This is a genomic window from Microbacterium sp. GXF7504, assembly GCF_054798235.1.
In genome coordinates this window covers 1-22,906 of sequence record NZ_JBSJZI010000007.1, presented here as the reverse complement: position 1 = coordinate 22,906, position 22,906 = coordinate 1, and the positions used below count along the sequence as shown (strand labels likewise).

The following is a 22,906-nucleotide window of genomic DNA, read 5'->3' as shown; positions in this document are numbered from 1 at the left end:
CCGGATCTGAGGAGTTCGGGCCGCCGGTCCGGGCGCCGAGGCTCAGGCGAGGGGCTCGGTGAACGGCTCCTCGGCGGCGGGTTTGGGGGCCGTCAGCACCGCACCCATGCTCGCCGCGATGACCAGCGCGATGCCGACGATCTCGAGCGCGTGCAGCCCCTGCCCGAGGAGCAGGAACCCCGCAAGTGACGCCGTGGCGGGCCCCAGCGCCATGAGGATGCCGAAGACGGATGCGGGCACCCGCCGCAGTGCGATGAGCTCGAACGCGTAGGGCAGCATCGACGACAGCATCGCGACGCCGAATCCGAGGGCGAGGACGTCGGGACGCAGCAGCGCGTCGCCGGCGTCCACGAGTCCGAACGGCAGCGCCAGGAGTGCGCCGAAGCCCATCGCGAGGGCGAGCCCGTCGAGCCCCGCGGTCCGCTTGCCGGTCTCGGTCGAGGCCAGGATGTAGAGGGCCCAGCTCGCGGCGGCCCCGAGCGCGAAGAGCACGCCGAGCGGGTCCAGCCGGTCCCAACCGCCGCCGCCGAGCGCCGCGACGCCGACGAACGCGAGGGCGGCCCACACCCAGGCCGCCGCACGCCGTGCCGCGACGATGGACAGGACGAGGGGTCCCAGCACCTCGATCGTCACCGTCACGCCGAGCGGCAACCGCTCCAGCGCCAGGTAGAACAGCCCGTTCATGAGGGCCAGCACGAACCCGAAGCACGCGATGGCGCGCCAGGACGCCGCGTCGCGACCGCGCAGCGAGGGCCGCGCGATGAGCAGCAGCACGACGGCGGCGAACACGAGGCGCAGCATGACCATGCCGAGCGGGCCGGTCTGCGGGAACAGCAGGACCGCGACGGACGCGCCGATCTCCTGGCAGGCGAGACCGACGAACACGAGCGCGATGGCGGGCGTGCGCCCGAGTCGCGCGCTCACGAGGCGGGCGGGGCGCAGACGGCGTAGGCGGTGATGGCGTCGTGGAACTGCTGCGCCGTCCATGGCAGCCCCGCCGGCGGCGCGGTCTCGCCGGATGCGGCGGGGGCCTTCGACGCGATGGCGGCGAGCTCCCACGCGAGGTAGGCGCCGAGCGACTCCGGTGCGACGGAGTTGTTCAGCACGACGGCGACCGTGAGCCCGGTGGCGGGGTCGGAGAACGCCGCCGTGATGTAGCCGGGCGCGGAGCCGTACTGCCCGATGAGCGAGCCGGCGAGGTACGCGCCTCCTGCGGTGGAGAACCACGAGGGCTGGTCGGGGCCGACCGGCATCGGGGACGCGAACCGGTCCGCGCCTTCGGGCAGGAGGGCGCCGGTCGCGAGGGCCTGCACGTAGGTGCCGAGCTCGGTGACGGTCGAGACGGCGCCGCTGTTGGTGAAGCCCATGCTCGAGGACAGCACCGTGACGTCGCGGGTGTCGGCGCATGCGACGGTGCCGTCCTCGGCGCGCTGCGAGATGAGGCCGGTCAGGGCCGGGTCGCCGGGGGCCGCGGCGCCGCCGCCGGGGAGCCCGGTGGCGGTGAGCCCGAGCGGGTCGACGACGTAGGCGTCGAAGAGGTCGCCCGCCGAGCGGCCGGTCGCCTTCTCGAGCGCGAGGCCCAGCAGCACGTAGGCCGCGTCGGAGTCACGCCAGGTGGTGCCGATGAGGGACGCGTCGAGGCTGCCGACGCCGTAGGCCACGAGCTCGTTGGGGTTCCAGCGGCGCTCCGGGGTGTCCAGGAAGTCCGAGCCGATGCGGGCCGAGTACGACCCGAGTCCGCTCGTCCCGTCGCAGAGCGAGCGCAGCGTGACCGAGGACGGCACGCTGGCGATGCTGGCGACGTAGTCGGTGACCGGGTCGTCGAGCGAGACGGTGCCCTCGGCCGCCACCTGGTACAGCACGTCGCAGGTCATGGACCGCGTGACGTTCGCGATCCGGAAGGCGTCCGCCGTGTCGGCTTCGCCGACCCCCGCGACCCAGGAGCCGGCCCACGGCGCCCACACGCCGACGACCGCGCCGGTCGCGCCGGTCGCGGTCATGGCCGAGGCGACCGCATCCTCGAGCTGCGTCTGCACCTCGCCGGGGAACGCCGCGTCGGTCTGCGCGGGCAGGTCGATCGTCACCTCGCGCTCGGGGGCGCAGCCGGTCGCGGCGGCGAGGACGAGGGCGATGCCGATGGCCGCCGCAGCCGTCCGTCGCACTGCGGACTGAAACTGCATGGTCACCCCCGGTCGTCGTGCTCCAGCATTCAAACACACGCAGATCACAGCCCCATCACGATGGTCCTAGCCTGGACGCATGGCACATGTCTTCGACGACCAGATCCTCGCCGGCGTGCTCGGGCACATGAACTCCGACCACTCCGACGACAACCTCCTCATCGCCCGCGCGTTCGGCACCGACCCCGACGTCACCGGGTCGCGCATGACCGGCTTCGACGGCGACGGCGGCGTCTGGCAGGTCACCGGCACGGCCGGCGAGGGCGAACTGCGCGTGTCGTGGCCGGGCGGTCCCATCAGCGAGCGCGCCGAGGTGCGCCGGGAGATCGTCGCGCTCTACGACGCGGCCTGCGCGAAGCTCGGGATCGAGCCGCGTCCCCACTGAGCGGGAATCCTCTCGTCACCGAGCGATTTAGGTTCTGCTTACCTGAAGGTATGATGAGTCGCATGAGCGACCCGATCCCCTTCTCCACCGCGCTGCGCGAGCGGTCCTCGGGGGCACACTCCAACAGCGAGGGCTCCGGCTTCATGTCCGACCTCCTGAAGGGCGAAGGCACCCGTGACGACTACATCGCGCTCGTGGCCCAGCACTGGTTCATCTACGAGGCGTTGGAGACCGCCGCCGAGCGGATGAAGACCGACCCGATCGCCGCACCGTTCATCACCGATCGGCTCACCCGGCTCCCCGCACTGGAGGCCGACCTCGAGTTCCTGGTGGGGCCGGACTGGCGCGAGCGCATCGAGCCGCTGCCGACGACCGTCCGCTACGTCGAGCGCATCCGCAAGGTCGGCGCGACGTGGGCCGGCGGGTTCGTCGCGCACCACTACACCCGGTATCTCGGCGACCTGTCCGGCGGACAGTTCATCGGCAAGCTCATGGCGCGCCGCTTCGGCTTCGAGACGAACGGGATCGGCTTCTACGTCTTCGACGACATCGCCGACCCGGCCCAGTTCAAGGAGACCTACCGCGAGCAGCTCGACGAGACCCCGTGGGATGCGGCCGAGCAGGAGCGCGTGATCGACGAGGTGCTGCTGGCCTACCGCTTCAACACCGAGCTCTTCGAGGACCTCGCCCGGGCCAAGCAGGCGCAGGTCGCCTGACCGGACCGGACGCACGACGGCGTCGGGACACCGCCCACGGGCGGTCCCGGCGCCGTCGTCGTTCCGGGGCGGGGAATGCTCAGGATGCGGCGGCGCGGGCGTCCCGCATGAACCGCTGCACATCCGGGTCGACCCGCACGTCGCTCGGGCGCAGCGGACGGCTGAGGTACAACCCGTCGAGCGAGGTGAGCCGGGACAGCGCCACGTAGGTCTGCCCGGCGGCGAACGCACCCGAACCGAGGTCGATGATCGCGCGGTCGTACGTCTTGCCCTGCGACTTGTGGATCGTCACCGCCCAGGCGAGGCGGAGCGGGAACTGCGTGAACTCCGCGACGATGTCGCGGCTGAGCGACCGGGTCGCGGGGTCGTACGCGTACCTGAACCGCTCCCACACGGCGGGTTCGACGTCGTGCTGCACACCGTCGACCTCGACGCGGACGCTGCCGCCGGTGATCCGGGTCACGGTGCCGATCGTGCCGTTGACCCACCGCGGGCCCTCGCCGAAGGGCTGCACGTCGTTGCGGAGGAACATCACCTGCGCACCGACCTTGAGCCGCAGCTCGAGTTCGGCGGGGAACGCCGCCTCGCCCCGGCCGAAGTCGCCGTTCACCTCGGCCTGCGCGGTCTGCGACTTGCCCGGCAACTCCTCGAGGTAGCGGCGGTTGATCGCGTTCACCCGGTCGTTCCGGGTCGCGAGCGTGATTATCGGGGGTTCGTCGGGGCCGGGCTCCGGCGGGCGCCGGGCACCCGTGTCGTTGAGGATCTTCGCCATGTCGGCGGTCACGTGCCCATGGCGCACCGCGTTGAGGAGCGCCTTGAACCCGTCGTCGGACTGCCGATGGATCTGCCGGAGCTCCGCGATGCGCAGCGCCGCCCCGTGGCGGCCGAGGTCGACGAGGCCGTCGCCGGTCTCCTGCCCCGCCCACACGTGCGCGTCGAAGAACCAGTTCGAGCGGTAGTGGTCGCGCATGTACCGCAGCTCGTCGCCGCGGGGCGGGACCGGTGCGAGCTGGTACGGGTCGCCGAACATGACGACCTGCACCCCGCCGAAGGGTTCGTGGCGTTTGGCCCGCGCCTGCCGCAGCGCCCGGTCGATGCCGTCCATGAGGTCGGCGGAGACCATCGACACCTCGTCGATGACGAGCGTGTCGATCGCGTTCAGCAGTTTGCGCGTGGCGTCGTTCTGCTCGAGCTCGGTGTTCGCGATGAGCCCGATGGGCAGGCGGAACAGGGAGTGGATGGTCTGCCCCTCGACGTTCAGCGCCGCGACGCCCGTGGGCGCGCAGATCGCGATCTGCTTCGAGGTGTTCCACGACAGGTACTGCAGCAGCGTGGACTTGCCGGTGCCGGCGCGGCCCGTGATGAACACGTGCTCCCTGGTGTCCTCGATGAGGCGGAACAGCGCCTCCTGCTCGGTGGACAGCGGAACGGTGATCACCCGCTCAATCGTAGGCGGCGCGGCGCCGCCCGCCCTCCTGCGGGACGACGGCGGGGACGCGGCGCGATTCTCCACAGGGCGGCGTCAGCCTTCGGCGGGTCGTGGTTCCTAGACTGAACCCGTGGTTGAGGCCGGCAAGGGGGAGCGGGCGCGGGCGGCGCGGGACCTGACGCTGCTGGCGCTCGTCGGCGCGCTGCTGCTCGGGGCCTTCGTCGCGGGCTCGGCCGTGCTCTACCGCGAGTTCTACAGTCCGTCCGCGTTCGTGCTGCGCTACCTGTCGATGCTCGAGCACGGCCGGGCGGCCGACGCGCTGGCGCTGCCCGGCGTCGCGCTGGATTCGGCGCAGCTGGAGTCCGCCGGGCTGCCGCCGACTGCATCCGATGCGCTGCTGCGGCGGGCTGCGCTCGGGAACCTCCGCGACGCCCGGGTGGTGGACGAACGCGAGGACGGCGACCGGGTCGTCGTCGACGTGGCGTTCACCGCGGCCGGGCACGAGGGCGAGGTGACCTTCCGGCTCGAACGCGACGGCTGGATCGGGATCGCCCCGGCGTGGCGGTTCTCGCAGAGCCCGCTCGCGGTCGTCGACCTGCGGGTGACGGGTTCGATGGTCTTCGCGGTGAACGGGTTCACGGTCGACAAGCGCCAGGTGTCGGTCGACGGCGTCGACGCCGACCCGGCGGCGTCGATCCCCATGCTCATCTTCTCCCCCGGCATCTACGCGGTGACGGTGGACACCGCCATCGCGCACACGAACGGGGTGGCGGTACTCTCCGACGCCCCGATGCGCAGCGTCCCGGTGACGGTGGAGGCCGCGCCGACCGAGAAGTTCACCGACCTCGTGCAGCAGCGCGTGGAGGAGTTCCTGCTCGAGTGCGCCGGGCAGGAGGTGCTGCAGCCGACCGGGTGCCCGTTCGGGTACGTCGTGAACAACCGCGTGGACGAACTGCCGGAGTGGTCGATCGTGCAGCAGCCGCAGGTGACGCTCGTCGCCGACGGCGCGGGCTGGCGCATCCCCGAGACCGCCGCCGTCGCGCACATCGAGGTCGGGGTGCGGGCGATCTCCGACGGCAGCCGCCGCGAGGTCTCGGCCGACGTGCCGTTCCTCGTCACGGGCACGATCGACGTGCTGGGCGACGGCACGGCGTCGATCCACATCGGCGGGATGAACGCCGGCTGAGTCAGCGGGTGGCGCGCGCGTCGCGCTCGGCGAGCTGCGCCAGCCGGGCGTTGTACGCCTCCAGTTCGGCGTCGCCGGTGCGGTCGGCGTGCCGGTCGCGGCGACGCTGGATGCGGTCGTCGCTCCGGCTCCACTGGATCGCCACCGTGATCCCGAGGATGACGCTCGGGATCTCGCCGACGCTCCACGCGATGCCGCCGCCGACGTACTGGTCCTCGAGCGGGGTCGCACCCCAGGTGCGCCCCATGGACCCGTACCACTCGGCGACGAACAGCCCCGTCTGCATCATGATCGCGATGCCGAAGAACGCGTGCATCGCGATCACCGCGACGAGCGTCACGAGCCGCAGCGGGTACGGGAAGCGGTACGGGATCGGGTCGATGCCGATGAGGCTCAGCACGAACAGGTACCCGCTGATGAGGAAGTGGACGGTCATCCACTCGTGCCCGAGGTGGTCGTACAGCGACCAGCGGAACAGGTCGCTGTAGTAGAAGAGCCACAGCGAACCGATGAACATCGCGGCGGCGAACAGCGGATGGGTGACGACCTTGCCGAACGGGGTGTGGATCGCCCACATGATCCACTCGCGCCCGCCGCGCGTGCCGTCGTCGCGCTTGCGGATCGCCCGCAGCGCGAGCGTGATGGGCGCGGCCGGGACGAGCAGCACCGGCACGCCCATGTTCAGCAGCATGTGGCCGAGCATGTGCACGCTGAACAGGTAGTCCTGGTAGGCGTTGACCGGACCGCAGGTGACCCAGAGCAGCAGCAGCATGCCGAGCACCCACAGCACCGTGCGGTACACCGGCCAGGTGTCGCCGCGGCGGCGCAGGCGCCACACCCCGGCGAGGTAGAAGAACAGCCCGAACGCGACGACGAACACCCAGATGAGGTCGAAGTCCCAGGCGGTGAACCAGCTCGTGGGGACGAGCTCCGGGGGCACCGGGCCGTTCGTGAGGTACACGGCCGGGTCCGAGAGGTCGGCCGCGGTCTCGGATGCGGGCGGCGCGGTGCGTGCGAGGGCGGCTGCGGCCCCGCTCGCGACCCCCATGAGGGCGAGTTCGAACAGCACGAGCAGCCAGAACCGGCGCCCGGCGGCATCCTTGTCGGCGATGGCGCGGATGAGGCGGGTGCGGTACCAGGCCCCGAGCACGCCGAGGCCGAGGAGCGCCACGACCTTCACCGCGAGCACGGCCCCGTACGGGGTGACGAGGTTGTCCCAGCTGACCACCGCGACCGCCGCGCGGACGGTGCCCGAGACCGCGACGACCACGAACGCCACCAGCGCGATGCTGGAGTAGCGCAGGAGCACGTCGACGAGGGCGGTGCGGGTCAGCAACGGACGGATGACCACGAGCAGCAGCAGCCCGCCGAGCCACACCGCCGCGGCGATGATGTGCAGCACGAGGGATGCGGTCGCGGCGTTGTGGCTGGAGAGTTCGCCCGAGTGCCCCTGGGTGCCCATCGGCACGAGGGACGCGATCGCCAGGACGGCGACCAGCAGCGTCGCGGTCCACGAGCGGGCGACGAAGGTGAGCACCGTGATCGTCGCGCCCGCGACGGTCGTGATGAGCCAGGTGCGGCCGAGTTCGGTCTCCATGAGGAACCGGCCGAGCTGCTCGCCGAACAGCGAGTCGGCGCTCGGGGTGGCGTTCATCACGTTCACGAAGGTGAGGAAGCCGTTGCACGCGGATGCGACGGTGAACACGGCCGCGCCGAGCGAGGCGAGGTCCAGCGCCACGTCGAACGGCCGGTCGCCCTGACGGAGCGCGTACAGGGCGGTCACGAGCGAGCCGACCATGACGGCGGCGGCGAGGTTGACGACCAGTTTGGCGACCGGGAGGCCCCAGCGCACGACGGGTCCGGCGTCGGCGATCGCGAGCGGGGCCGCTCCCCCGCCGACCACGAGTGCGGCGACGAGGGCGATGAGTGCCGCGATCAGGAGGATCACGGGTCCGGCGACGCGCAGGACGTCGCGCCCGGCGGCTGCCGGCGGGGCGTCCGCGCCGCGGGCGGCAACGGTCGGGATCACGCCTCCAGCCTACGTGGGTGCAGGTGGACGGGACCTGTGGCGGCCGGGGACGCGAAAGGGGGGACGCCTCGCGGCGTCCCCCTTCCGGGTGCGGAGGCGTCGTTACTTGACGGCGGCCTTCAGCTTGGAACCGGCGGTCACCTTGACGCGCTTGCCGGCCGGGATGGCGATCTCGGCGCCGGTCTGCGGGTTGCGGCCGGTGCGGGCGGCGGTCTCGACCTGCTCGAACGCGATCCAGCCCGGGATCGACACCTTGTTGCCCTTGGCGACGGCCTCGGCGACGGTGGAGAAGAGGGAGTCGAGCACGGTCGACACGGCGGACTGGCTCTGGCCCGTGGCGCTGGCGATGCTCGCGACGAGCTCGGTCTTGGTGATGGACTTGTCGGCCATGTGGATTGTCCTCCAGACGGCGGATGCCGCCGTTGCTTGGCTATGGTCCGGGAGCGGATCCCGGTTGGTCGGTCGACCGCGCTCGAATATACCCGCGATCCGCGTGATTCCGCGGATTTTCGGCGATTTCGCGCCCACTGTGACGGCGTGTCCCCCGGATTGGGCCCGCATCCGCCCCGGAAACCGGGATTTCGCCCCCGGGAACAGCGGAAGGCCGGGACCCCGCTGAGGGGATCCCGGCCTTCCGTCTGTGCTGTGGTCAGCTCACCAGCTGGACTTGGTGACACCGGGCAGCTCGCCACGGTGCGCCATGTCGCGGAAGCGGACACGCGAGATGCCGAACTTCGTGAGGACACCGCGGGGGCGACCGTCGATGACGTCGCGCGAACGGACGCGCACCGGCGACGCGTTGCGGGGCAGCTTCTGCAGGCCCACGCGAGCGGCCTCGCGCTCCTCGTCCGTGCTGTTCGGCGAGACGAGCGCCGCCTTCAGCTCGGCGCGCTTGGCGGCGTAGCGCTCAACGACGACCTTGCGCTGCTCGTTGCGCGCGATCTTGCTCTTCTTCGCCATGGATCAGCGCTCCTCTCGGAATTCGACGTGCTTGCGGACCACCGGGTCGTACTTCTTGAGCACGATGCGGTCGGGGTTGTTGCGGCGGTTCTTGCGCGTCACGTAGGTGTACCCCGTGCCCGCGGTCGAACGCAGCTTGATGATCGGACGGACGTCCTGTGCCTTCTTGGCCATTAGAGCTTCACACCCTTCGCCTGGAGGTCACGCACGACCGCCTCGATGCCACGGGCGTCGATGACCTTGATGCCCTTGGCCGAGACGTTCAGCTTGATGTTGCGACCCAGCGACGGAACGAAGTAGGTCTTCTTCTGCACGTTCGGGTCGAAGCGGCGCTTCGTCCGGCGGTGCGAGTGCGAGATGTTGTGACCGAAGCCGGGAACCGCGCCGGTCACCTGGCACACTGCTGCCATGGTGATGTCTCCTTCTGTACCGTGAGGCCGGACGGCCCCACCCAAGATCCCTTGTCTGCATCCACGCTCCGCCCGGTCGTTTCCGACCTGGAAGAGAGGGAGTGGACACGAACTACGCGCTGGAGTGCGCGCAGACAAAAGACGATCCTAGCACGCCCGGCGTGTCGCGCTTGACCCGGGCCTTCGGGTCAGTCGGCGGGCGCATCAGTCGAGCGGGTGCCCGAGGCGGATGACGCCCTCCGGGTCCCAGGATGCCGCGACCGCGCGGATGCGGTCGGTCGCCGCACCGAACAGCTCCCGGGCGGGCACCGGCGTCTCGCAGAAGTTCTTCACCCGCCGCCCCGTCGCGTAGGGGTCGAGCCGGTCGGCGACCGCCGCGGTGGCGGTGCGCACCGGTTCGAGCGCCTCGGGGAACGGCACGATGCCGATCGCGTAGACGAGCCCCTCGCCGTCGACCGACGAGACGGCCCCGCCCTCGGCTCGGCCGGGCGTCAGCATCCCGCCGAGGTGCCGCACCTCGATGGAGACGAGGGGCGCGGCGACCGGTGCCAGGGCCGCGTCGAGGAAGGCGTCGACGGTGTCGACGTCGAGTTCCTCCAGCAGCACGCTGGCGCCCTCGGCACCGCTCGGCTGCGGCGGGTCGCCGTGCACGGTCGCGAGCTCCGCGGGTGACATCGGGTGCACCGTGTCGATCTCGGGAGCGAGGTTCCGCAGCGGCTGCAGCAGTGCCGCGACCGTATCCGGGTCGGCCTGCAGCGCCGCCTCGACGGCGACGAACGCGCGGCCGCGGAGGAAGTCGGGCAGCTCCGGGATCGGGGGGTACCGCAGCACGCGCGCGAGCGAGGTCACCGTCTCCGGGAGGTCCTGGATCCAGTCGCGCCAGGCGTGCACGACGTCGGCGGCCCGCTCCAGCGGCCACATCAGGCTGCCGGCCCAGATCTCCGGCAGCGGGTACAGCCGGAGCTCGATCGCGGTGACCACGACCGGTGCGATCCCGCCCCGGGCGGCCCAGAACAGGTCGGCGTGCTGGTCGGCGTCGACGTGGACCGCGCGCCCGTGCGCGTCGACGGCGTCGAACGCGAGGATGCTGTTGGCCCCGAGGCCGTGCGAGCGCGCGAGCCACCCGAGGCCGCCGCCGAGACTGAACCCGACGACGCCGACGGTGCCGGCGAGGCCTGTGACCGCGGCGAGTCCGTGCTCGGCGGCGGCGTTCGCGACCGCGCCCCAGGTGGCACCCGCGCCGACCCGGGCCGTGCGGCCGACGGGGTCGATCTCGACGGTGTCCATCGCGCCGGTGCGCAGGAGGATCGTGTCCTCGAGCGAGGCGATGGTGTTGCCGGCGTGCCCGGTGCCCTGCGGCGCAACGCTGAGACCGAGCTTGCGGGCGGCGGTGATGGTGGCGATCACGTCGTGCTCGTCGGCCGCGAGCACCACGGCGGTCGGGTGCTGGTCGGCCAGGAGCTGCCAGGCCTGTCGCGCGGCGTCCCAGTCGGCGTCGCCCGGCAGCACGAGCGTGCCGTGGAGGTCGGCGCGGAGCCGTTCGAGGTGCTCGCCGGGGAGGACCGGCCGCTGGGAGGAGAGGTGTTCGGTGGTCATGTCGTCGCTTTCGTTCGTGGGCAGGGCGTCCGGGGGATCGCCGTCTGGATGGGTCGAGCATGCTCCTGTACGCCGGGGCGCGGAAGACCTCGTTCGAGGGGTCCTCGGCGGCCGCCGACCTGGGGTGCGGAAGACCCCAGAAACCTGGGGTTTCGTCGCGCGGGGCGCGGGTGGACACTGTTGGGATGACGACCGCTCCGGCCTCGCGCACCGGCGATGCGCTGACGGCGCTCGCGCGCGCCGGACTCGGGTTCGAGGACTACGTCACCGAGGTCTCCGACGTGCTCGCACGCGCGGTCCCGTTCGACGCGATCTGCGTCGGCACGGTCGATCCGGCGACGTCGCTGCTCACCCGGTCGCACAAGATCGGGCTGGACGGCGTCGGCGACCGCACCTTCCTGTTCTGGGAGTACGCGCAGACCGACTACGCGCATTTCCTTGAGCTGTCCACGCGCACGGTCGGCGTCAGCATCCTCGAGGAGGAGACGGACGGCGACAAGAACGCCAGCGGCCGGTTCCGCGAGGTCGTGGCCACCGAGATCGGCGCCGAGCACGAGCTGCGCGGCGTCGCGCGCACCGGCGGGGCACTGTGGGGCACGTACGCGCTCTACCGCGAGGGCGGCCCCGGGTTCAACCACGCCGAGGTCGAGTTCCTGCACCGCCTGGAGGGCACGATCGCTGCGGGCCTGCGCGCGAGCACCGTCGTCGCGGTGGCTGCGGGCGGACTCCAGGATGCGGTGGGCCCGGCGGTGCTCATCTTCCACGGCGGCGATCTCGTGCACGCCACGGCCGCGGCCGAGGACCGGCTCGCCGACCTCGCCCCCGCCCGCCCGGCCGAGCTGCCGATCCCGGTCACCGCCCTGGTCGACTCGCTCGTCGGCGGTCGCCGACTCGGCGCCGCCCGCATCAGCGCGCGGGGGCGTTCCGGCCGCTGGTACACCCTGCACGCGGCGCCGTTCGCCGACGGCGACGCGACGCAGATCGCCGTGACGATCGAACCGGCGTCGCCGCCGCAGATCATGGGGCTGCTCGTCGCCGCCTACGGGCTCACCGAGCGGGAGGCGACGGTCGTGCAGGCGATGCTCCGCGGCGAGAGCACGGCCGAGATCGCCCGATCCCTCCACCTCTCCCCCTACACGGTGCAGGACCACTTCAAGTCGATCTTCGAGAAGACCGGCGCCTCCAGTCGCCGGGAGGTCGCGACCCGGGTGTTCTACGGCCAGTACCTGGGTACGGAGGTCGCGTCGCTCTGACCCCGCCCCGGCGGTCATCGGACCGTGGGCCGGGCGAGCTCGGTGAGCACCGCCTCGACACCGGCCGGTCCCGGTGCGGCGGCGATCGCGTCGCCGATGCGGCGGGCGTTCGTCGTGAAGGCGGGTTCGGCGAGGAGCCGTCCGACGGCGTGGGCGAGCTCCCCCTCGGCCACCCGGCCGTCGCGCTGCGGGCGCAGGCGCAGGCCGGCACCGCTCCAGGCGACCCGGGCGGCGGTCTCGGCCTTGTCCTCGGTGTTGCCGGTGGCGACGATGGGCACCCCGTGCGCCAGGGCATAGTGCACGCCGCCGTACCCGCCGTTCGTGACGAGCGCCCGCAGATGCGGGAAGAGCCGGTCGTAGGGCAGGTACGACGCCACCCTCGCGTTCGTCGGCAGCGCGCCGGCCGGGAGCTCGCGACCGGCCGTGCTGGCGACGACGAGCACGTGGCGGTCGGCGAGTGCGCGGATCGTCGGCAGCACCAGGTCGCCGAGGTCTGCGTTCGCGACCGTCCCCTGGGTGACGTGCACCACGGGCCGGTCGCCGCGCTCGACGTCGTCCCACCAGTCCGGCACGGCCGCATCCGAGGGCCGGGCGAGCGAGACCGGCCCGACGAAGTGCACCGGCACGGCCAGGTCGCTGCGGGGGTACTCGAACTCGGCGACGCTGAACTGCACGATCGCGTCGGCCGTCGCGAGGTAGTTCATGACCGGCTGCCGCAGCGGCGCGCCGACCACCTCGCGGGCCATGCGCTCGGCATCCCGTTGCAGCTCGGCGAACACGAACCGGTCGGTGGTCCACCCCATGAGGGCGTTCCGGATGCGGCCGACCGGCCCCGGCAGCGGCGGGATGCCGAGGGCGAAGGGCGCCGTGTCGCGACTGCGGACGCTGAGCGGCACGATGCCGAGGTTCACCACCGGGGGCCGTGCACCGGCGGGGCGGCAGAGCAGGAGCATGGCGCCGAAGAACATGCTCTCAGTGAGCACGACGTCCGCCGGCTGGAGCCGCAGCTGGTCGTCGACGGCGCGCAGCTGTGCCGGGGCCGGCTCGAGGAAGATGTTGCGAAGGTCCCACCGGGCGCCCGCGACGCCGGTGCGGCCGACGCGGCCGGGGAAGGCCGCATCCATGTCGCGGTCGTCGTAGTCGGCCTCCGCGGGGAGCGGGACCCATCGGGCGCCGGTCGACTCGACCGCGGCGCGGTAGCGAGCGCCGGTGAGGAAGCGGACGTCGTGGCCGGCGGCGACGAGGCTGCGCGCGACCGCGAGGGTCGGCATCACGTGCCCGTGCACCGGGGTGCAGCAGATGAGGAGCGAGAGCATCGGTTGTCCTTGAACTGTTAGGATGTTGAAACTACCCGTGAAGTATTCACTACCCCTAAAGGAAAGTCAATCATCGTGGCTCCCTATGTTTCTCCGCTGCGCGAAGCGCAGGCCGCCGACACCCGCCGACGCATCCTCGAAGCCGCCGCCGAGGTGTTCGGCGATCAGGGCTACGCCGGCGCCTCGCTCGCCCGGATCGCCGCCGTGGCGGGCGTCTCGGTGGAGACGGTGAAGCAGCACGGCCCGAAGTCGGCACTGCTGCTCGCCGCCTTCGACCACGCGTTCGTGGGGGCCGAGACCGGCGAGGGCCCCCTCCACGAGCGGGACTTCGGCGAGCGCGCGGCGGCGCTGCCCGCATCCGAGCTCGTCCCGTTCGTCGTGGACTTCGTGACGGCGGCGAACGCCCGGGTCTCCCGCCTGTGGCCCCGCGTGCTCGACGCCGCGTCGGCGGACGCGGCGGTGGCGACGCGGCTCGCCTCGCTCCAGGCGAGCAGGCGCGACGACATGCTCGCCGCGGTCGGCATGCTCCGGGCGAAGGGGCTGTGCGCGAGCGCGCGCCCCGACGCCGAGCTCGCGAGCGCGCTGTCGTTCCTCATCTCGCCCGAGGGGCACACCCAGTTCGTGCACGACGCCGGCTGGACCGAGTCCGCCTACCGCGCCTGGGTCGTCAGCGCGATCGAGCGCCTCATCCTCACGGACTAACCGGCCGCGAGACCACATCTTGCGCGCGAGACCACATCCAATTGCATGTGGTCTCGGCGAATGGATGTGGTCTCGGCGGCATCGGTGATCGGTGCCGGCGGGGGGCGGGTCAGGCGGCGCCGCGGCCGGGACGGAACGGGGAGACCGTGGGGTCCCCCGGGATCCAGAACCGCCACGGGAACGCGGCCGTGCCGGCCACACCGGCGACCCCCACGCGAGGCCCGGACGCGTAGTCCGCGAGCGGCTCGGCGCGCAGCAGCAGCCGCGCGACGGCGCCCGCCTGCGGGGTGCCCGTGACCGCGTCGATCCCGTCGTGCACCGGATGACGCAGACCCACCGCGTCGCCGAGCCGGCCCGGCCCCCGGGCGAGGTCGCGCGGCGAGCGCACGACGCCCCGGCGCTCGGTGCGGCGGCGGGTCGCCGCATCCGCGCCCTCGAGCACCTCGCCGCCGCGGAGCAGGATCCCGCCGGCGAGCCCCTCGGGGCCGCTCACCACGTTCACGCAGGAGTGGATGCCGTGACTCAGGTACACGTACAGGTGCCCGGGCTCGCCCCACATCGTCGCGTTCCGCGCGGTGCGGCCCATGCGGGCGTGCGAGCCGGGGTCCGGGATCTCGCCCGTGCCCTTGCCGTGATACGCCTCGACCTCGGTGATCCGCAGCACGACCCGCTCGCCGCCGACCTCCGTCACGAGCCGACCGCCGAGGAGGCGGGGGGCGACGTGCAGCGGCAGGTCGAGGAGGTCGTCGCGCGTCGCCGCGCGCACCCGGTCATCCGACATGCGGCGAGTCTACGGACGGAGACGACGCGTCCCGGGATGTCGGTTCCGAGCGACATCCCGGGGCGCGCCCCGGCGCGCGCGGAGTCGAGGCGGAGGCCTCGGCGCGCAGGGGTCGGAGGGGTCCGAGGGGCGGGTGCCGCCTCGGACGGGGCGCGTGCCACGGTCAGACGAGTGCGGTGCGCTTCGCCCCGGAGCGGGGACGGGCCCTGCCCACGACGACGAGGACCGCGGCGCCGGCGAGCGCCGGCGCGAGCCATACGAGGCCCACGGGGTCGGCGTCGTTCGCGACCACGACGTAGCCGATGAACGCGGCGGCGATGGCGAGGATGCCGAGCCCGGCGAACGCGCCGAGCGCGACATCACGCTGGGCGAGGCGGCGGACGAGGTCGACCGCGGCCCCGAGGAAGACGGCGATGCCGGCGATCATGACGAGCGGTGCCCACCACAGGATCGCGGGGGCCGAGGCGCCGGCGGCGATGAGCGCGGCCGCCGTGCGCGGCATGCGCGCCTTCAGCACCACGCCCGCGGCCAGGAGGATCGACACGACGATGGCCGAGATCGAGCCCGCGAGGTAGGGCATGCCGGGCTCAAGCAGCTGGCCGAGGCCCTGCGCGAAGATGACCACCGCCAGCACGGCGGCGCCGAGGGCCCACCACCAGCGGGATGCGAAACGTCCTACGGAGTTCATTGCTGTCGCTTTCTGTTCTGCCGGCCGACTCCGCATCGCCGCGCGCTGATTCTGTACCCACAGCACGTCGGCGGGGATGCCGACGACTGCACGCCGTGCGATCGAGAGGGAGACCGCGATGGGCGGGGTCCCGATCTCACGGGCGTGGGCCTGCTGCTCCCACAGGTCGGAGCGGATCTCTTCGCGTCGACGCTCGGCCGCCGGCGCGCTCACCCAACCCGTGTAGAAGTCGACCCATCCTCGGACCATGTCGGCGGCGAACCCCGCCCCCGGTCCGGCGGTGCGCTCCGGCACCCGCAGCCCGGTCACAGCGTGCCCCATGCCGCCCGGCGGGATGCCGGGACGGCCGGTGAGGAGGACTGGCGGTGCTGGGCCAGCGCCACCGAGGCCGCGGCGCCGTCGATCGCGTAGAGGCGACGACGCGGGCGACCCTCGGCGGCGGCCTCGGCGGCGTCCTCCCACGTGCTGGAGAGGAGCCCGGCGGCCTCGAGCCGCCCGAGGGCCTTGTAGAGCGTGCCGTGCGACGTCAGCCCGTCGGAATCGCCGCCTTCGGCGATCACCCGCGCGATGCCGAATCCGTGGAACCGCTCCTCGCCACGCCGCTGCAGCTGCAGCGCCGCGTCGATGATCGCCACCTCGATCGGCAGCAGGGTGCCAGGTTTCCGTCGCATGGATCCTTTATAGAGAAGATATCTTCCCATTGTCAATGGGAAGATATGAACTTTCCCCGGGATCAGGGTTTCGTGGTGCGCTCAGGAGACCGGGGCCTGGCACCACGAGATGCCGAACGCGCCGAGCACCGACACCTCGGACCCCTCGTCGAGGTCGATCACGTGCGTGTCGACGCGCTCGGGCAGCGGCAGGTCGTAGCCGGTCCGGTACGGGTTGGATGCGGCATCCGGCTGCACCAGGAACGCGGCGTACCGGCCGGACGGCGAGACGCACGTCTGCAGCAGGGCGTCGGTGCCGTCCACCGCGAACACCGGCTCGGCCGCCCCGTCGGCGCTCACCCGGTACACGCTGCTCGCACCGGCGGTGGTGTACTGCTGCAGCGTCTCGTCGCCGCCCGGCAGCGGCACGACACGGCCGAGGTAGCCCTCGACGCCGGTCGCGGGCGGCAGCGGTTCGCTCGACCCGTCGGCGAGGTCGATCACGTACAGGCCGTCCGCGCGCTGGATGACGGCGGACGTCGCACCGCGGGCGACGCCGAGGATGCCGGACGCGTCGCCGAGGTCGACGGTCTCCTCGTCGCCGGGCGCCGCGAGCAGCAGCCTGCCGTCGAAGCTCAGCACCAGGATGCGGTCGGTGTCGGGCACGAAGCGCCAGCCGACCGCGCTGACGGGCTCCCCCGCGACGGTGACCGGCACCGGCTCCGCGTCGGCCTCGCCGGGCTTCAACGACGCGGTGTACAGCACGCTCGCGCGCGCGTCGGGGGCGGTCATGTCGGCATCCGTGTAGGTGTAGCCGATCACGTCGCCGCGGTCGGCGGACTGCAGCTCGGCCACGGTGCCGGTGCCGTCGCCCGGGAGCGGCAGGGTGCGGGCGTGCTCGCCGGCGAGGTCGGTGACGATGAGCTGCGGCAGGTCGTCCTCGTCGCGGACGGAGGCCACGAGGGCGGACGCCGTGGCCCGGAAGTCCTCGATGTGCGGGTGCGAGAACAGCGCCACCGCGTCCTCGCCGTCGAGGGGCGACCGGTAGACCGTGTCGGCGTCGTCGCCGCGGCGCATCGCGAACACGTCGAGCGTCGGCGTGCGGAACGTGCGGGTGATCTCCGAGGTCGCACCGCCGCCGACGCCGGTGAGGCCGCTGATCGTGACGGTGTACTCGGTGTCGTCGTACAGCGGTGCCCCGAACCGCACGCCGACCGAGCGTCCGGACGTCGCCACCGTCACCGGCACCGCCGGGGTCACACGCACCTGCTCGGGGGTCACCTCGTCGAGCGCCTGGCTGGTCGTGAAGATCATGCGCGCCCCGGATGCGGCGACCGCCGCGTCCGGGTCGAACTGCTCCGCGGTCACGCGCGGGCCCTGCACGGTCAGCACCGCGCCCGCCCCGGCCCCCACGAGCGCGAGCGCGCCCAGCACCGCCGCGAACGCGCCGAGGTACCGCCGGCGACGTGAACGGTCGCGCCGGGAGCGGCGGGATGCGGCGGCCGACCCGCGGCGGGCGGCCGGGTCAGTACTCATACGGTTCCGCCGGTTCGTCGATCGGGGTCACCTCGGCGGCGACGATCTCGAGTCCGTCCGCGCCCTCGCGGATCGTGCCGCTGAGGGTCACCCACTGCCCGTCGGCCGGGGCGTCGGCCCACGCGACCGGGACGCTCGCGGTCTGCGCGTCGATGACGCAGTGCGTGATGACGAGGCGGGTGAGGGCGAAGCCGTCGCCGTCACCGCCGCCGACGAACCCGGTGAGAGTGACCTGCTCCCCCGCGAATGCGCCGGGGTCGGTGGCGGTGGCGAACACGCTCGCCCAGTCCCCCACGCCGAACTCCGCGGTGTCGCCGGAGGTCGCGAGGGCCACGGTGTCGACGCCGCCGAACAGCGGCGCCGTGCCGACGTCGCGGGATGCGGCGAGCTCCGGCGAGAGCGAGGCCGGCGGCAGCGCGAGGGCGCCGAGCACCACGACGGTCGCGACGGTGCCCCCGACGGCGGTGGCGGCACGGCCGAGCGGGCCGACACGGTGGTGACCCGCATCCGCCTCCGACGCCGCATCGTGCGCGTGCGCATGGTCGTGCCCGTGGTCGTCCTCGGCACCCCACGGGAGCACGAAGCTCGCGGCGACACCGACGAGGGTGAGGACCGCCATGCCGACGGCGAACCAGGTCGAGTCCGGGTTGATGTAGAGGCCGAGGCGGCCGGTGACCGCGAGTCCCAGCGTCACGACGGACAGGCACGCCGCGAGCCCGACCCCGAGCCACCGGGTGGCGAGGGAACGGCGACGGGCGGCCGGGGACGCGTGTTCAGACAAGGAGGTTCACCACCGTCCCGAGCGCGAAGGAGAACAGCAGCACGACCGCGACGATGCCGGCGAGCGCCCGGGTCGTGAAGGTGGTGCGCAGCAGGGCGATCATCTTCACGTCGACGAGCGGACCCGTGACGAGGAACGCGACGAGCGAACCCGGCGTGAAGGTGCTGGCGAACGAGAGCGCGAAGAAGGCGTCGACGTTCGAGCAGATCGAGACGACGAGGGCGAGCGCCATCATCGCGATGATCGACAGCATCGGGTCGGAGCCGATCGCGAGCAGCGTCTCCCGCGGGACGAGCACCTGCACGGCGCCCGCGAGCGCCGACCCGATGACGAGGGCCGGCATGACGGCGCGGAACTCGACGACGAGCTGCGCGAGCGTGCGGCGACCGCGGCCCCCGGTCTCGCCGACGACGAGGTCGCAGGCGTCGCGGAACCGGTCGGTGAGGAGGGCGTCGGGCGAGGGATGCCGGCTGTACAGCCAGCCGATGAGGTTCGCGACCGCGAAGCCGCCGAGGAGCCGCGCGACGAGCACCCCGTCCGAGAACCCGAAGGCCTGGTGGGTCGTGATGATCACGATCGGGTTCACGATCGGCGCGGCGATGAGGAACGTGAGCGTCTCGGAGACGCTGAACCCGCGCATGAGCAGGCCGCGCGCGAAGGGCACGTTGCCGCACTCGCACACCGGGATGACCATGCCGAGGACGGACAGCACGGCTCGCCGCGCCCAGCCGGCGCGCGGCAGCCACCGCTCGATGGTCCCGGCCGGGATCCACACCTGCATCAGGATCGACAGCCCGACCCCGAGCGCGACGAACGGCATGGACTCGATGAGGACGCTGAGCGCGAGGGTGAGGCCGTCCTGCAGGCGGGAGGGCAGCCCGCCCGGGATCAGGCCCGGTGCGACGACGTCGACGAGCACGATCGCCGCGATGACGGCGATCCCGATGCCGAGCCCGGCTGCGGTGCGGGCGCCGCGGGGGCGGACCTTGACGGTCTGCGGGGTGAACGGGCTACGCGTCGTCACGATCGGCATCCTCAGCCGCGGCGCACGCCGCGCACAGGCCGAAGATGTCCACGACGTGCTCGGCCTCGCGGAACCCGTGGCTCGCGGCGGTCCGCTGCGCCCACTGCTCGACCTCGGAGGCCTCGATCTCGACCGTCATGCCGCACGAGCGGCAGATGAGGTGGTGGTGGTGCCCGGTCGACTCGCACGCCCGGTACAGGCTCTCCCCCTCGGGGCTCTGCAGCGTGTCGGCGGAGCCGTCGGCGGCGAGCGTCGCCAGCGCGCGGTACACCGTCGCCAGCCCGATGCCGGTGTCGGCCTCGCGGAGCCGCGCGTACAGTTCCTGCGCGCTGAGGAACCCCTGCGCGTCGTGCAGCTCCTCGCGGACGCGCTCGCGCTGCCAGGTGTTGCGCTGAGCCATGCCCGGAGTCTACCGATGCCCGTCTGAGGACGGCCCGGCAGTCCGCATCCGGTGAGCGCGCACCCGTTTCGCGAGTGCGCATCCGATCGGGTGCGCGGTCACCGAACGGGTGCTCATTCGGCGGCCAGGGAGCGGTCGCGTCGGGCGCCGACGCCGCGGCAGACGAGGTAGATGACGAACGAGATCGTGGTGATGTACGGGCTCACCGGCAGCGTCCCGGCGACGGCGAGCAGGATGCCGCCCACGGCCGAGACGAATCCGAACAGCGCCGCCAGCAGCGGCACCGCGACCGGCCCCGACGACACCCGCATCGCGGCGGCGGCCGGGGTGACCAGCAGCGCCATCACGAGCAGGGCGCCGATGATGTGCACGGCAACGGCGACCATGAGCCCGAGCAGCACCATGAACACGAGCGAGATGCCGCGACCGGGCACGCCGCGGGCGGCGGCGGCCTGCGGGTCGAGGGAGTCGAACCGCAGCGGCCGCCAGACGAGCAGCAGCGCGACCAACACGACCGCGCTGATGACGATGAGCGCACCGAGTTCACTGCTGCGCACCGACACGATCTGGCCGGTGAGCAGACTGAAGCGGTTGGCGCTCCGGCCGCTGTAGAGCGACAGGAAGAGGATGCCGAGGCCCAGGCCGAACGGCATGAGCACGCCGATGATCGAGTTGCGGTCCCGCGCCCGGGCGCCGAGCCAGCCGATGAGCACCGCCGCCGCCAGCGAGCCGACGAGGGACCCCGTCACGACGTCGACGCCGACGAGCAGGGCCGCGGCGGCGCCCGCGAACGACAGCTCGCTGATGCCGTGCACCGCGAACGACATGTCGCGCTGGATCACGAAGACGCCGATGAGTCCGCCGACGATCCCCAGCACCGCGCCGGCCCAGACGGAGTTCTGCACCAGGGCGAGGATGGCCCCGTACTGCGGCAGGCCGCCGAAGAGGGCGTCGCCGATGTCGGACCAGTTCACAGCCCGACCTCCGGGTGCTCGTGCGGGTGGTGGTGATGCGTCTCGGTGGCGTCGGGTGCCCCGACCACGACGAGCCGCCCGCCGGCGCGGAGTACCGTCACCGGGGCGCCGTACAGGTCGCTGAGCGTGCTCGAGGTGAGCACCTCCTCGGGGGTGCCGAGCGTGAACCGGCCGCCCGCCAGGTACAGGATGCGGTCGACGTGGTGCAGCACCGGGTTGATGTCGTGGGTGACCAGCAGCACGCCCGCCCCCTGCTCGCGGCGGTAGCGGTCGATGAGTGCCACGACCGCCTGCTGGTTCGCGAGGTCGAGGCTGGTGAGCGGCTCGTCGCACAGGAGCAGACCGGGGTCGTTCGCGAGCGCCTGCCCCACCCGGAGGCGCTGCTGCTCCCCGCCGGAGAGCACCCCCACCGGGCGATCGGCGAAGGATGCTGCGCCGACCGCATCCACGAGCGCGTCGACCCGGTCGCGGTCGCCGCGGCGGGTGAAGGGGAGGCCGAACCGGTGGCCGTCGACGCCGAGCGTGACGAGGTCGCGACCGCGCAGGGCGGTGTGGCGCGGCAGCGGCCGCTGCTGCGGGATGTAGCCGATGCGGCGGTTCCCGGCGCGGCGCACCGGCCGACCGACGGCCTCGATCGTGCCGGCGCTGAGCCGCTCGAGGCCGAGGATCGCGCGCAGCAGCGTCGTCTTGCCCGCACCGCTGGGGCCGAGCACCGCGATGAGCTCGCCCGGCGCGACGGCGAGGTCGAGCCCGCTCCACAGCTCCTGCCCGTCGCGGCGGAGGGCGGCGCCGGTGATGCGCAGCGGGATCGGGGCGTCGCTCACCGGGAGAGCGCCTCGGCGAGATCGGTCACGTTCTGCTCCATCCACTGCAGGTAGGTCTGGCCGTCCGGCAGCGACTCGGTGAACTCGACGACCGGGATGCCGGCGTCGGTTGCGGCCGCGATGACCCGGTCGGTCTCCGCGCCGCCGGTCTGTGCGTTGGCGACGACCGCCCCCGCACCATGATCGGCGATGAGCTCCAGCACGTCCAGGAGCACGGCGGGCGGCACGTCCTGTCCCTCCTCGACGGCCTCGCTGAAGGCGGGCGGTGTGACGTCGTCGAGCCCGGCGGCCTCGAGCAGGTAGCCGGCGACCGGCTCGGTCGCGAGCACGCGGGTGCCGCCGTACTCGGCACGGATGCCGGCGAGCTCGGCGTCCAGCCCGTCGATCCCCGCGAGGAAGGTGTCGAGGTTGGCCTGGAACGTGTCGGCGTCGTCGGGCAGCAGCTCGCCGAGCTCGGTCGCGATGACGGTGGCGAAGGCGCCCATGGCGGCCGGGTCGTACCAGACGTGCTCGTTCGCACCGTGGTCGTGGCCGTCGTCCTCGTGGTCGCCATGCTCGTCGGCATCCTCGTGCTCGCCGTGGTCGTGGCCGGCGTCACCGGTGGCGGTGAGGACCGGCGCGGTGGTGCCGGTGGCGTCGACGAGGGTGTCGACGAAGCCGTCGTAGCCGCCGCCGTTCACGATGAGCAGGTCGGCACCGGCGACCGTGAGCTGGTCGGCGGCGGTGGCCTCGTACTCGTGCGGGTCGCGCGAGGCCGAGGCGATGATCGGGGTGACCTCGGCCGCATCCCCCGCGATCGCCGCGGCGATGTCGGCGTAGACGGTCGTCGAGGTCACGATCGTGAAGACACCGTCGGATGCGGAGGAGGCGCCGCCCGCGCAGCCCGACAGCGCGAGCGCGCCGACGAGTGCGGCGGCGACGAGGGGACGACGGTGGGGGGCCATGCCCCGACTCTACCGTCTAATGAGAATGATTCTCAAACCCGACAGCACGCGACGGGGTGGGCGGGTCAGACCCTATGAGGGTGGGGGTTCTGAGACCCTTGTAGGCCCAGGGCCCCACGGTGCAGATTCGTGGATCATCCCG

25 protein-coding genes are annotated in these 22,906 nt (G+C 72.6%); 5 read left to right on the top strand and 20 right to left on the bottom strand.

The window, feature by feature from the left end; genetic code table 11:
- Positions 1-42: 42 nt before the first annotated feature.
- Positions 43-924, bottom strand: a complete 882-nt coding sequence (locus tag ACWAUO_RS14900) for an EamA family transporter (RefSeq protein ID WP_460776548.1) — start codon at positions 922-924, stop codon at positions 43-45.
- Entirely contained in the window at positions 921-2,180 is a 1,260-nt protein-coding gene (locus ACWAUO_RS14895; RefSeq protein ID WP_460776598.1) for a serine hydrolase domain-containing protein, read from the bottom strand. Before ACWAUO_RS14895 ends, ACWAUO_RS14900 begins: the two co-directional genes overlap by 4 nt.
- Positions 2,181-2,259: 79 nt before the next feature.
- On the opposite strand from ACWAUO_RS14895, the gene ACWAUO_RS14890 reads away from it, so the two are divergent.
- Both ACWAUO_RS14890 and ACWAUO_RS14885 read left to right on the top strand, forming a co-directional pair.
- Positions 2,260-2,565, top strand: a complete 306-nt coding sequence (locus ACWAUO_RS14890; protein ID WP_460776547.1) for a DUF2470 domain-containing protein — start codon at positions 2,260-2,262, stop codon at positions 2,563-2,565.
- A gap of 62 nt (positions 2,566-2,627) precedes the next feature.
- Complete coding sequence (locus tag ACWAUO_RS14885; RefSeq protein WP_460776545.1) at positions 2,628-3,281, top strand: biliverdin-producing heme oxygenase; 654 nt, start codon at positions 2,628-2,630, stop codon at positions 3,279-3,281.
- A gap of 79 nt (positions 3,282-3,360) precedes the next feature.
- Here the strand turns inward: ACWAUO_RS14885 and ACWAUO_RS14880 are convergent, their stop codons facing one another.
- Positions 3,361-4,719, bottom strand: a complete 1,359-nt coding sequence (locus tag ACWAUO_RS14880) for an ATP-dependent DNA helicase (RefSeq protein WP_460776544.1) — start codon at positions 4,717-4,719, stop codon at positions 3,361-3,363.
- 121 nt (positions 4,720-4,840) lie between these two features.
- On the opposite strand from ACWAUO_RS14880, the gene ACWAUO_RS14875 reads away from it, so the two are divergent.
- Positions 4,841-5,896: a hypothetical protein gene (locus ACWAUO_RS14875; protein ID WP_460776542.1), complete on the top strand. Its 1,056-nt coding sequence runs from the start codon at positions 4,841-4,843 to the stop codon at positions 5,894-5,896.
- Position 5,897: 1 nt separating this feature from the next.
- Here the strand turns inward: ACWAUO_RS14875 and ACWAUO_RS14870 are convergent, their stop codons facing one another.
- The 6 genes from ACWAUO_RS14870 to ACWAUO_RS14845 all read right to left on the bottom strand — a co-directional run bounded on the left by ACWAUO_RS14870 (position 5,898) and on the right by ACWAUO_RS14845 (position 10,891).
- Positions 5,898-7,922, bottom strand: coding sequence for a cytochrome c oxidase assembly protein (locus tag ACWAUO_RS14870; RefSeq protein ID WP_460776596.1), 2,025 nt, complete (start codon positions 7,920-7,922; stop codon positions 5,898-5,900).
- Positions 7,923-8,027: 105 nt separating this feature from the next.
- Positions 8,028-8,315, bottom strand: a complete 288-nt coding sequence (locus ACWAUO_RS14865) for an HU family DNA-binding protein (RefSeq protein ID WP_460776541.1) — start codon at positions 8,313-8,315, stop codon at positions 8,028-8,030.
- A 264-nt stretch (positions 8,316-8,579) separates the two neighbouring features.
- Entirely contained in the window at positions 8,580-8,885 is a 306-nt protein-coding gene (rpsN, locus tag ACWAUO_RS14860; protein WP_460776539.1) for a 30S ribosomal protein S14, read from the bottom strand.
- Between the two features lie 3 nt (positions 8,886-8,888).
- Positions 8,889-9,059: a 50S ribosomal protein L33 gene (rpmG, locus tag ACWAUO_RS14855; protein ID WP_029145259.1), complete on the bottom strand. Its 171-nt coding sequence runs from the start codon at positions 9,057-9,059 to the stop codon at positions 8,889-8,891.
- Complete coding sequence (rpmB, locus tag ACWAUO_RS14850; protein WP_013584774.1) at positions 9,059-9,295, bottom strand: 50S ribosomal protein L28; 237 nt, start codon at positions 9,293-9,295, stop codon at positions 9,059-9,061. Before rpmB ends, rpmG begins: the two co-directional genes overlap by 1 nt.
- Positions 9,296-9,499: 204 nt before the next feature.
- On the bottom strand, positions 9,500-10,891 hold the full coding sequence (locus tag ACWAUO_RS14845) for an FAD-binding oxidoreductase (RefSeq protein ID WP_460776538.1): 1,392 nt from the start codon (positions 10,889-10,891) through the stop codon (positions 9,500-9,502).
- A 185-nt stretch (positions 10,892-11,076) separates the two neighbouring features.
- Between ACWAUO_RS14845 and ACWAUO_RS14840 the strand changes: the two genes are divergently transcribed.
- The gene (locus ACWAUO_RS14840; RefSeq protein WP_460776536.1) at positions 11,077-12,144 is read left to right on the top strand and encodes a helix-turn-helix transcriptional regulator; all 1,068 of its coding nucleotides are present in this window, start codon (positions 11,077-11,079) and stop codon (positions 12,142-12,144) included.
- Positions 12,145-12,158: 14 nt separating this feature from the next.
- Here the strand turns inward: ACWAUO_RS14840 and ACWAUO_RS14835 are convergent, their stop codons facing one another.
- Positions 12,159-13,460, bottom strand: coding sequence for a glycosyltransferase (locus ACWAUO_RS14835; protein WP_460776535.1), 1,302 nt, complete (start codon positions 13,458-13,460; stop codon positions 12,159-12,161).
- 75 nt (positions 13,461-13,535) lie between these two features.
- Between ACWAUO_RS14835 and ACWAUO_RS14830 the strand changes: the two genes are divergently transcribed.
- Complete coding sequence (locus ACWAUO_RS14830; protein ID WP_460776533.1) at positions 13,536-14,162, top strand: TetR/AcrR family transcriptional regulator; 627 nt, start codon at positions 13,536-13,538, stop codon at positions 14,160-14,162.
- A gap of 109 nt (positions 14,163-14,271) precedes the next feature.
- Here the strand turns inward: ACWAUO_RS14830 and ACWAUO_RS14825 are convergent, their stop codons facing one another.
- The 10 genes from ACWAUO_RS14825 to ACWAUO_RS14780 all read right to left on the bottom strand — a co-directional run bounded on the left by ACWAUO_RS14825 (position 14,272) and on the right by ACWAUO_RS14780 (position 22,764).
- Complete coding sequence (locus ACWAUO_RS14825) at positions 14,272-14,943, bottom strand: DNA-3-methyladenine glycosylase (RefSeq protein ID WP_460776532.1); 672 nt, start codon at positions 14,941-14,943, stop codon at positions 14,272-14,274.
- A gap of 163 nt (positions 14,944-15,106) precedes the next feature.
- Entirely contained in the window at positions 15,107-15,940 is an 834-nt protein-coding gene (locus tag ACWAUO_RS14820; protein ID WP_460776530.1) for a hypothetical protein, read from the bottom strand.
- Entirely contained in the window at positions 15,937-16,302 is a 366-nt protein-coding gene (locus ACWAUO_RS14815) for a PadR family transcriptional regulator (protein ID WP_460776528.1), read from the bottom strand. Before ACWAUO_RS14815 ends, ACWAUO_RS14820 begins: the two co-directional genes overlap by 4 nt.
- A gap of 81 nt (positions 16,303-16,383) precedes the next feature.
- Positions 16,384-17,817, bottom strand: coding sequence for a hypothetical protein (locus ACWAUO_RS14810; protein WP_460776527.1), 1,434 nt, complete (start codon positions 17,815-17,817; stop codon positions 16,384-16,386).
- Positions 17,807-18,598, bottom strand: coding sequence for a TIGR03943 family putative permease subunit (locus ACWAUO_RS14805; protein WP_460776525.1), 792 nt, complete (start codon positions 18,596-18,598; stop codon positions 17,807-17,809). Before ACWAUO_RS14805 ends, ACWAUO_RS14810 begins: the two co-directional genes overlap by 11 nt.
- Positions 18,591-19,631, bottom strand: a complete 1,041-nt coding sequence (locus ACWAUO_RS14800) for a permease (RefSeq protein WP_460776524.1) — start codon at positions 19,629-19,631, stop codon at positions 18,591-18,593. The genes ACWAUO_RS14805 and ACWAUO_RS14800 overlap by 8 nt, the downstream gene beginning before the upstream one ends.
- Entirely contained in the window at positions 19,609-20,022 is a 414-nt protein-coding gene (locus ACWAUO_RS14795; RefSeq protein ID WP_460776522.1) for a Fur family transcriptional regulator, read from the bottom strand. The genes ACWAUO_RS14800 and ACWAUO_RS14795 overlap by 23 nt, the downstream gene beginning before the upstream one ends.
- Before the next feature lie 113 nt (positions 20,023-20,135).
- Positions 20,136-20,996: a metal ABC transporter permease gene (locus ACWAUO_RS14790; RefSeq protein WP_460776521.1), complete on the bottom strand. Its 861-nt coding sequence runs from the start codon at positions 20,994-20,996 to the stop codon at positions 20,136-20,138.
- On the bottom strand, positions 20,993-21,820 hold the full coding sequence (locus ACWAUO_RS14785) for a metal ABC transporter ATP-binding protein (protein WP_460776519.1): 828 nt from the start codon (positions 21,818-21,820) through the stop codon (positions 20,993-20,995). Before ACWAUO_RS14785 ends, ACWAUO_RS14790 begins: the two co-directional genes overlap by 4 nt.
- The gene (locus ACWAUO_RS14780; RefSeq protein ID WP_460776518.1) at positions 21,817-22,764 is read right to left on the bottom strand and encodes a metal ABC transporter solute-binding protein, Zn/Mn family; all 948 of its coding nucleotides are present in this window, start codon (positions 22,762-22,764) and stop codon (positions 21,817-21,819) included. Before ACWAUO_RS14780 ends, ACWAUO_RS14785 begins: the two co-directional genes overlap by 4 nt.
- Positions 22,765-22,906: the final 142 nt, after the last annotated feature.

Excerpts from the sequence above, each read along its gene's own strand:
- ACWAUO_RS14840 (WP_460776536.1), top strand. The coding sequence starts at position 11,077 with ATGACGACCGCTCCGGCCTCGCGCACCGGCGATGCGCTGACGGCGCTC.
- ACWAUO_RS14845 (WP_460776538.1), bottom strand. The coding sequence starts at position 10,891 with ATGACCACCGAACACCTCTCCTCCCAGCGGCCGGTCCTCCCCGGCGAG.
- ACWAUO_RS14795 (WP_460776522.1), bottom strand. The coding sequence starts at position 20,022 with ATGGCTCAGCGCAACACCTGGCAGCGCGAGCGCGTCCGCGAGGAGCTG.
- ACWAUO_RS14835 (WP_460776535.1), bottom strand. The coding sequence starts at position 13,460 with ATGCTCTCGCTCCTCATCTGCTGCACCCCGGTGCACGGGCACGTGATG.
- rpsN (WP_460776539.1), bottom strand. The coding sequence starts at position 8,885 with ATGGCGAAGAAGAGCAAGATCGCGCGCAACGAGCAGCGCAAGGTCGTC.
- rpmB (WP_013584774.1), bottom strand. The coding sequence starts at position 9,295 with ATGGCAGCAGTGTGCCAGGTGACCGGCGCGGTTCCCGGCTTCGGTCAC.
- ACWAUO_RS14895 (WP_460776598.1), bottom strand. The coding sequence starts at position 2,180 with ATGCAGTTTCAGTCCGCAGTGCGACGGACGGCTGCGGCGGCCATCGGC.
- ACWAUO_RS14810 (WP_460776527.1), bottom strand. The coding sequence starts at position 17,817 with ATGAGTACTGACCCGGCCGCCCGCCGCGGGTCGGCCGCCGCATCCCGC.
- ACWAUO_RS14800 (WP_460776524.1), bottom strand. The coding sequence starts at position 19,631 with ATGCCGATCGTGACGACGCGTAGCCCGTTCACCCCGCAGACCGTCAAG.
- ACWAUO_RS14890 (WP_460776547.1), top strand. The coding sequence starts at position 2,260 with ATGGCACATGTCTTCGACGACCAGATCCTCGCCGGCGTGCTCGGGCAC.
- ACWAUO_RS14815 (WP_460776528.1), bottom strand. The coding sequence starts at position 16,302 with ATGCGACGGAAACCTGGCACCCTGCTGCCGATCGAGGTGGCGATCATC.
- rpmG (WP_029145259.1), bottom strand. The coding sequence starts at position 9,059 with ATGGCCAAGAAGGCACAGGACGTCCGTCCGATCATCAAGCTGCGTTCG.
- ACWAUO_RS14780 (WP_460776518.1), bottom strand. The coding sequence starts at position 22,764 with ATGGCCCCCCACCGTCGTCCCCTCGTCGCCGCCGCACTCGTCGGCGCG.
- ACWAUO_RS14865 (WP_460776541.1), bottom strand. The coding sequence starts at position 8,315 with ATGGCCGACAAGTCCATCACCAAGACCGAGCTCGTCGCGAGCATCGCC.
- ACWAUO_RS14825 (WP_460776532.1), bottom strand. The coding sequence starts at position 14,943 with ATGTCGGATGACCGGGTGCGCGCGGCGACGCGCGACGACCTCCTCGAC.
- ACWAUO_RS14885 (WP_460776545.1), top strand. The coding sequence starts at position 2,628 with ATGAGCGACCCGATCCCCTTCTCCACCGCGCTGCGCGAGCGGTCCTCG.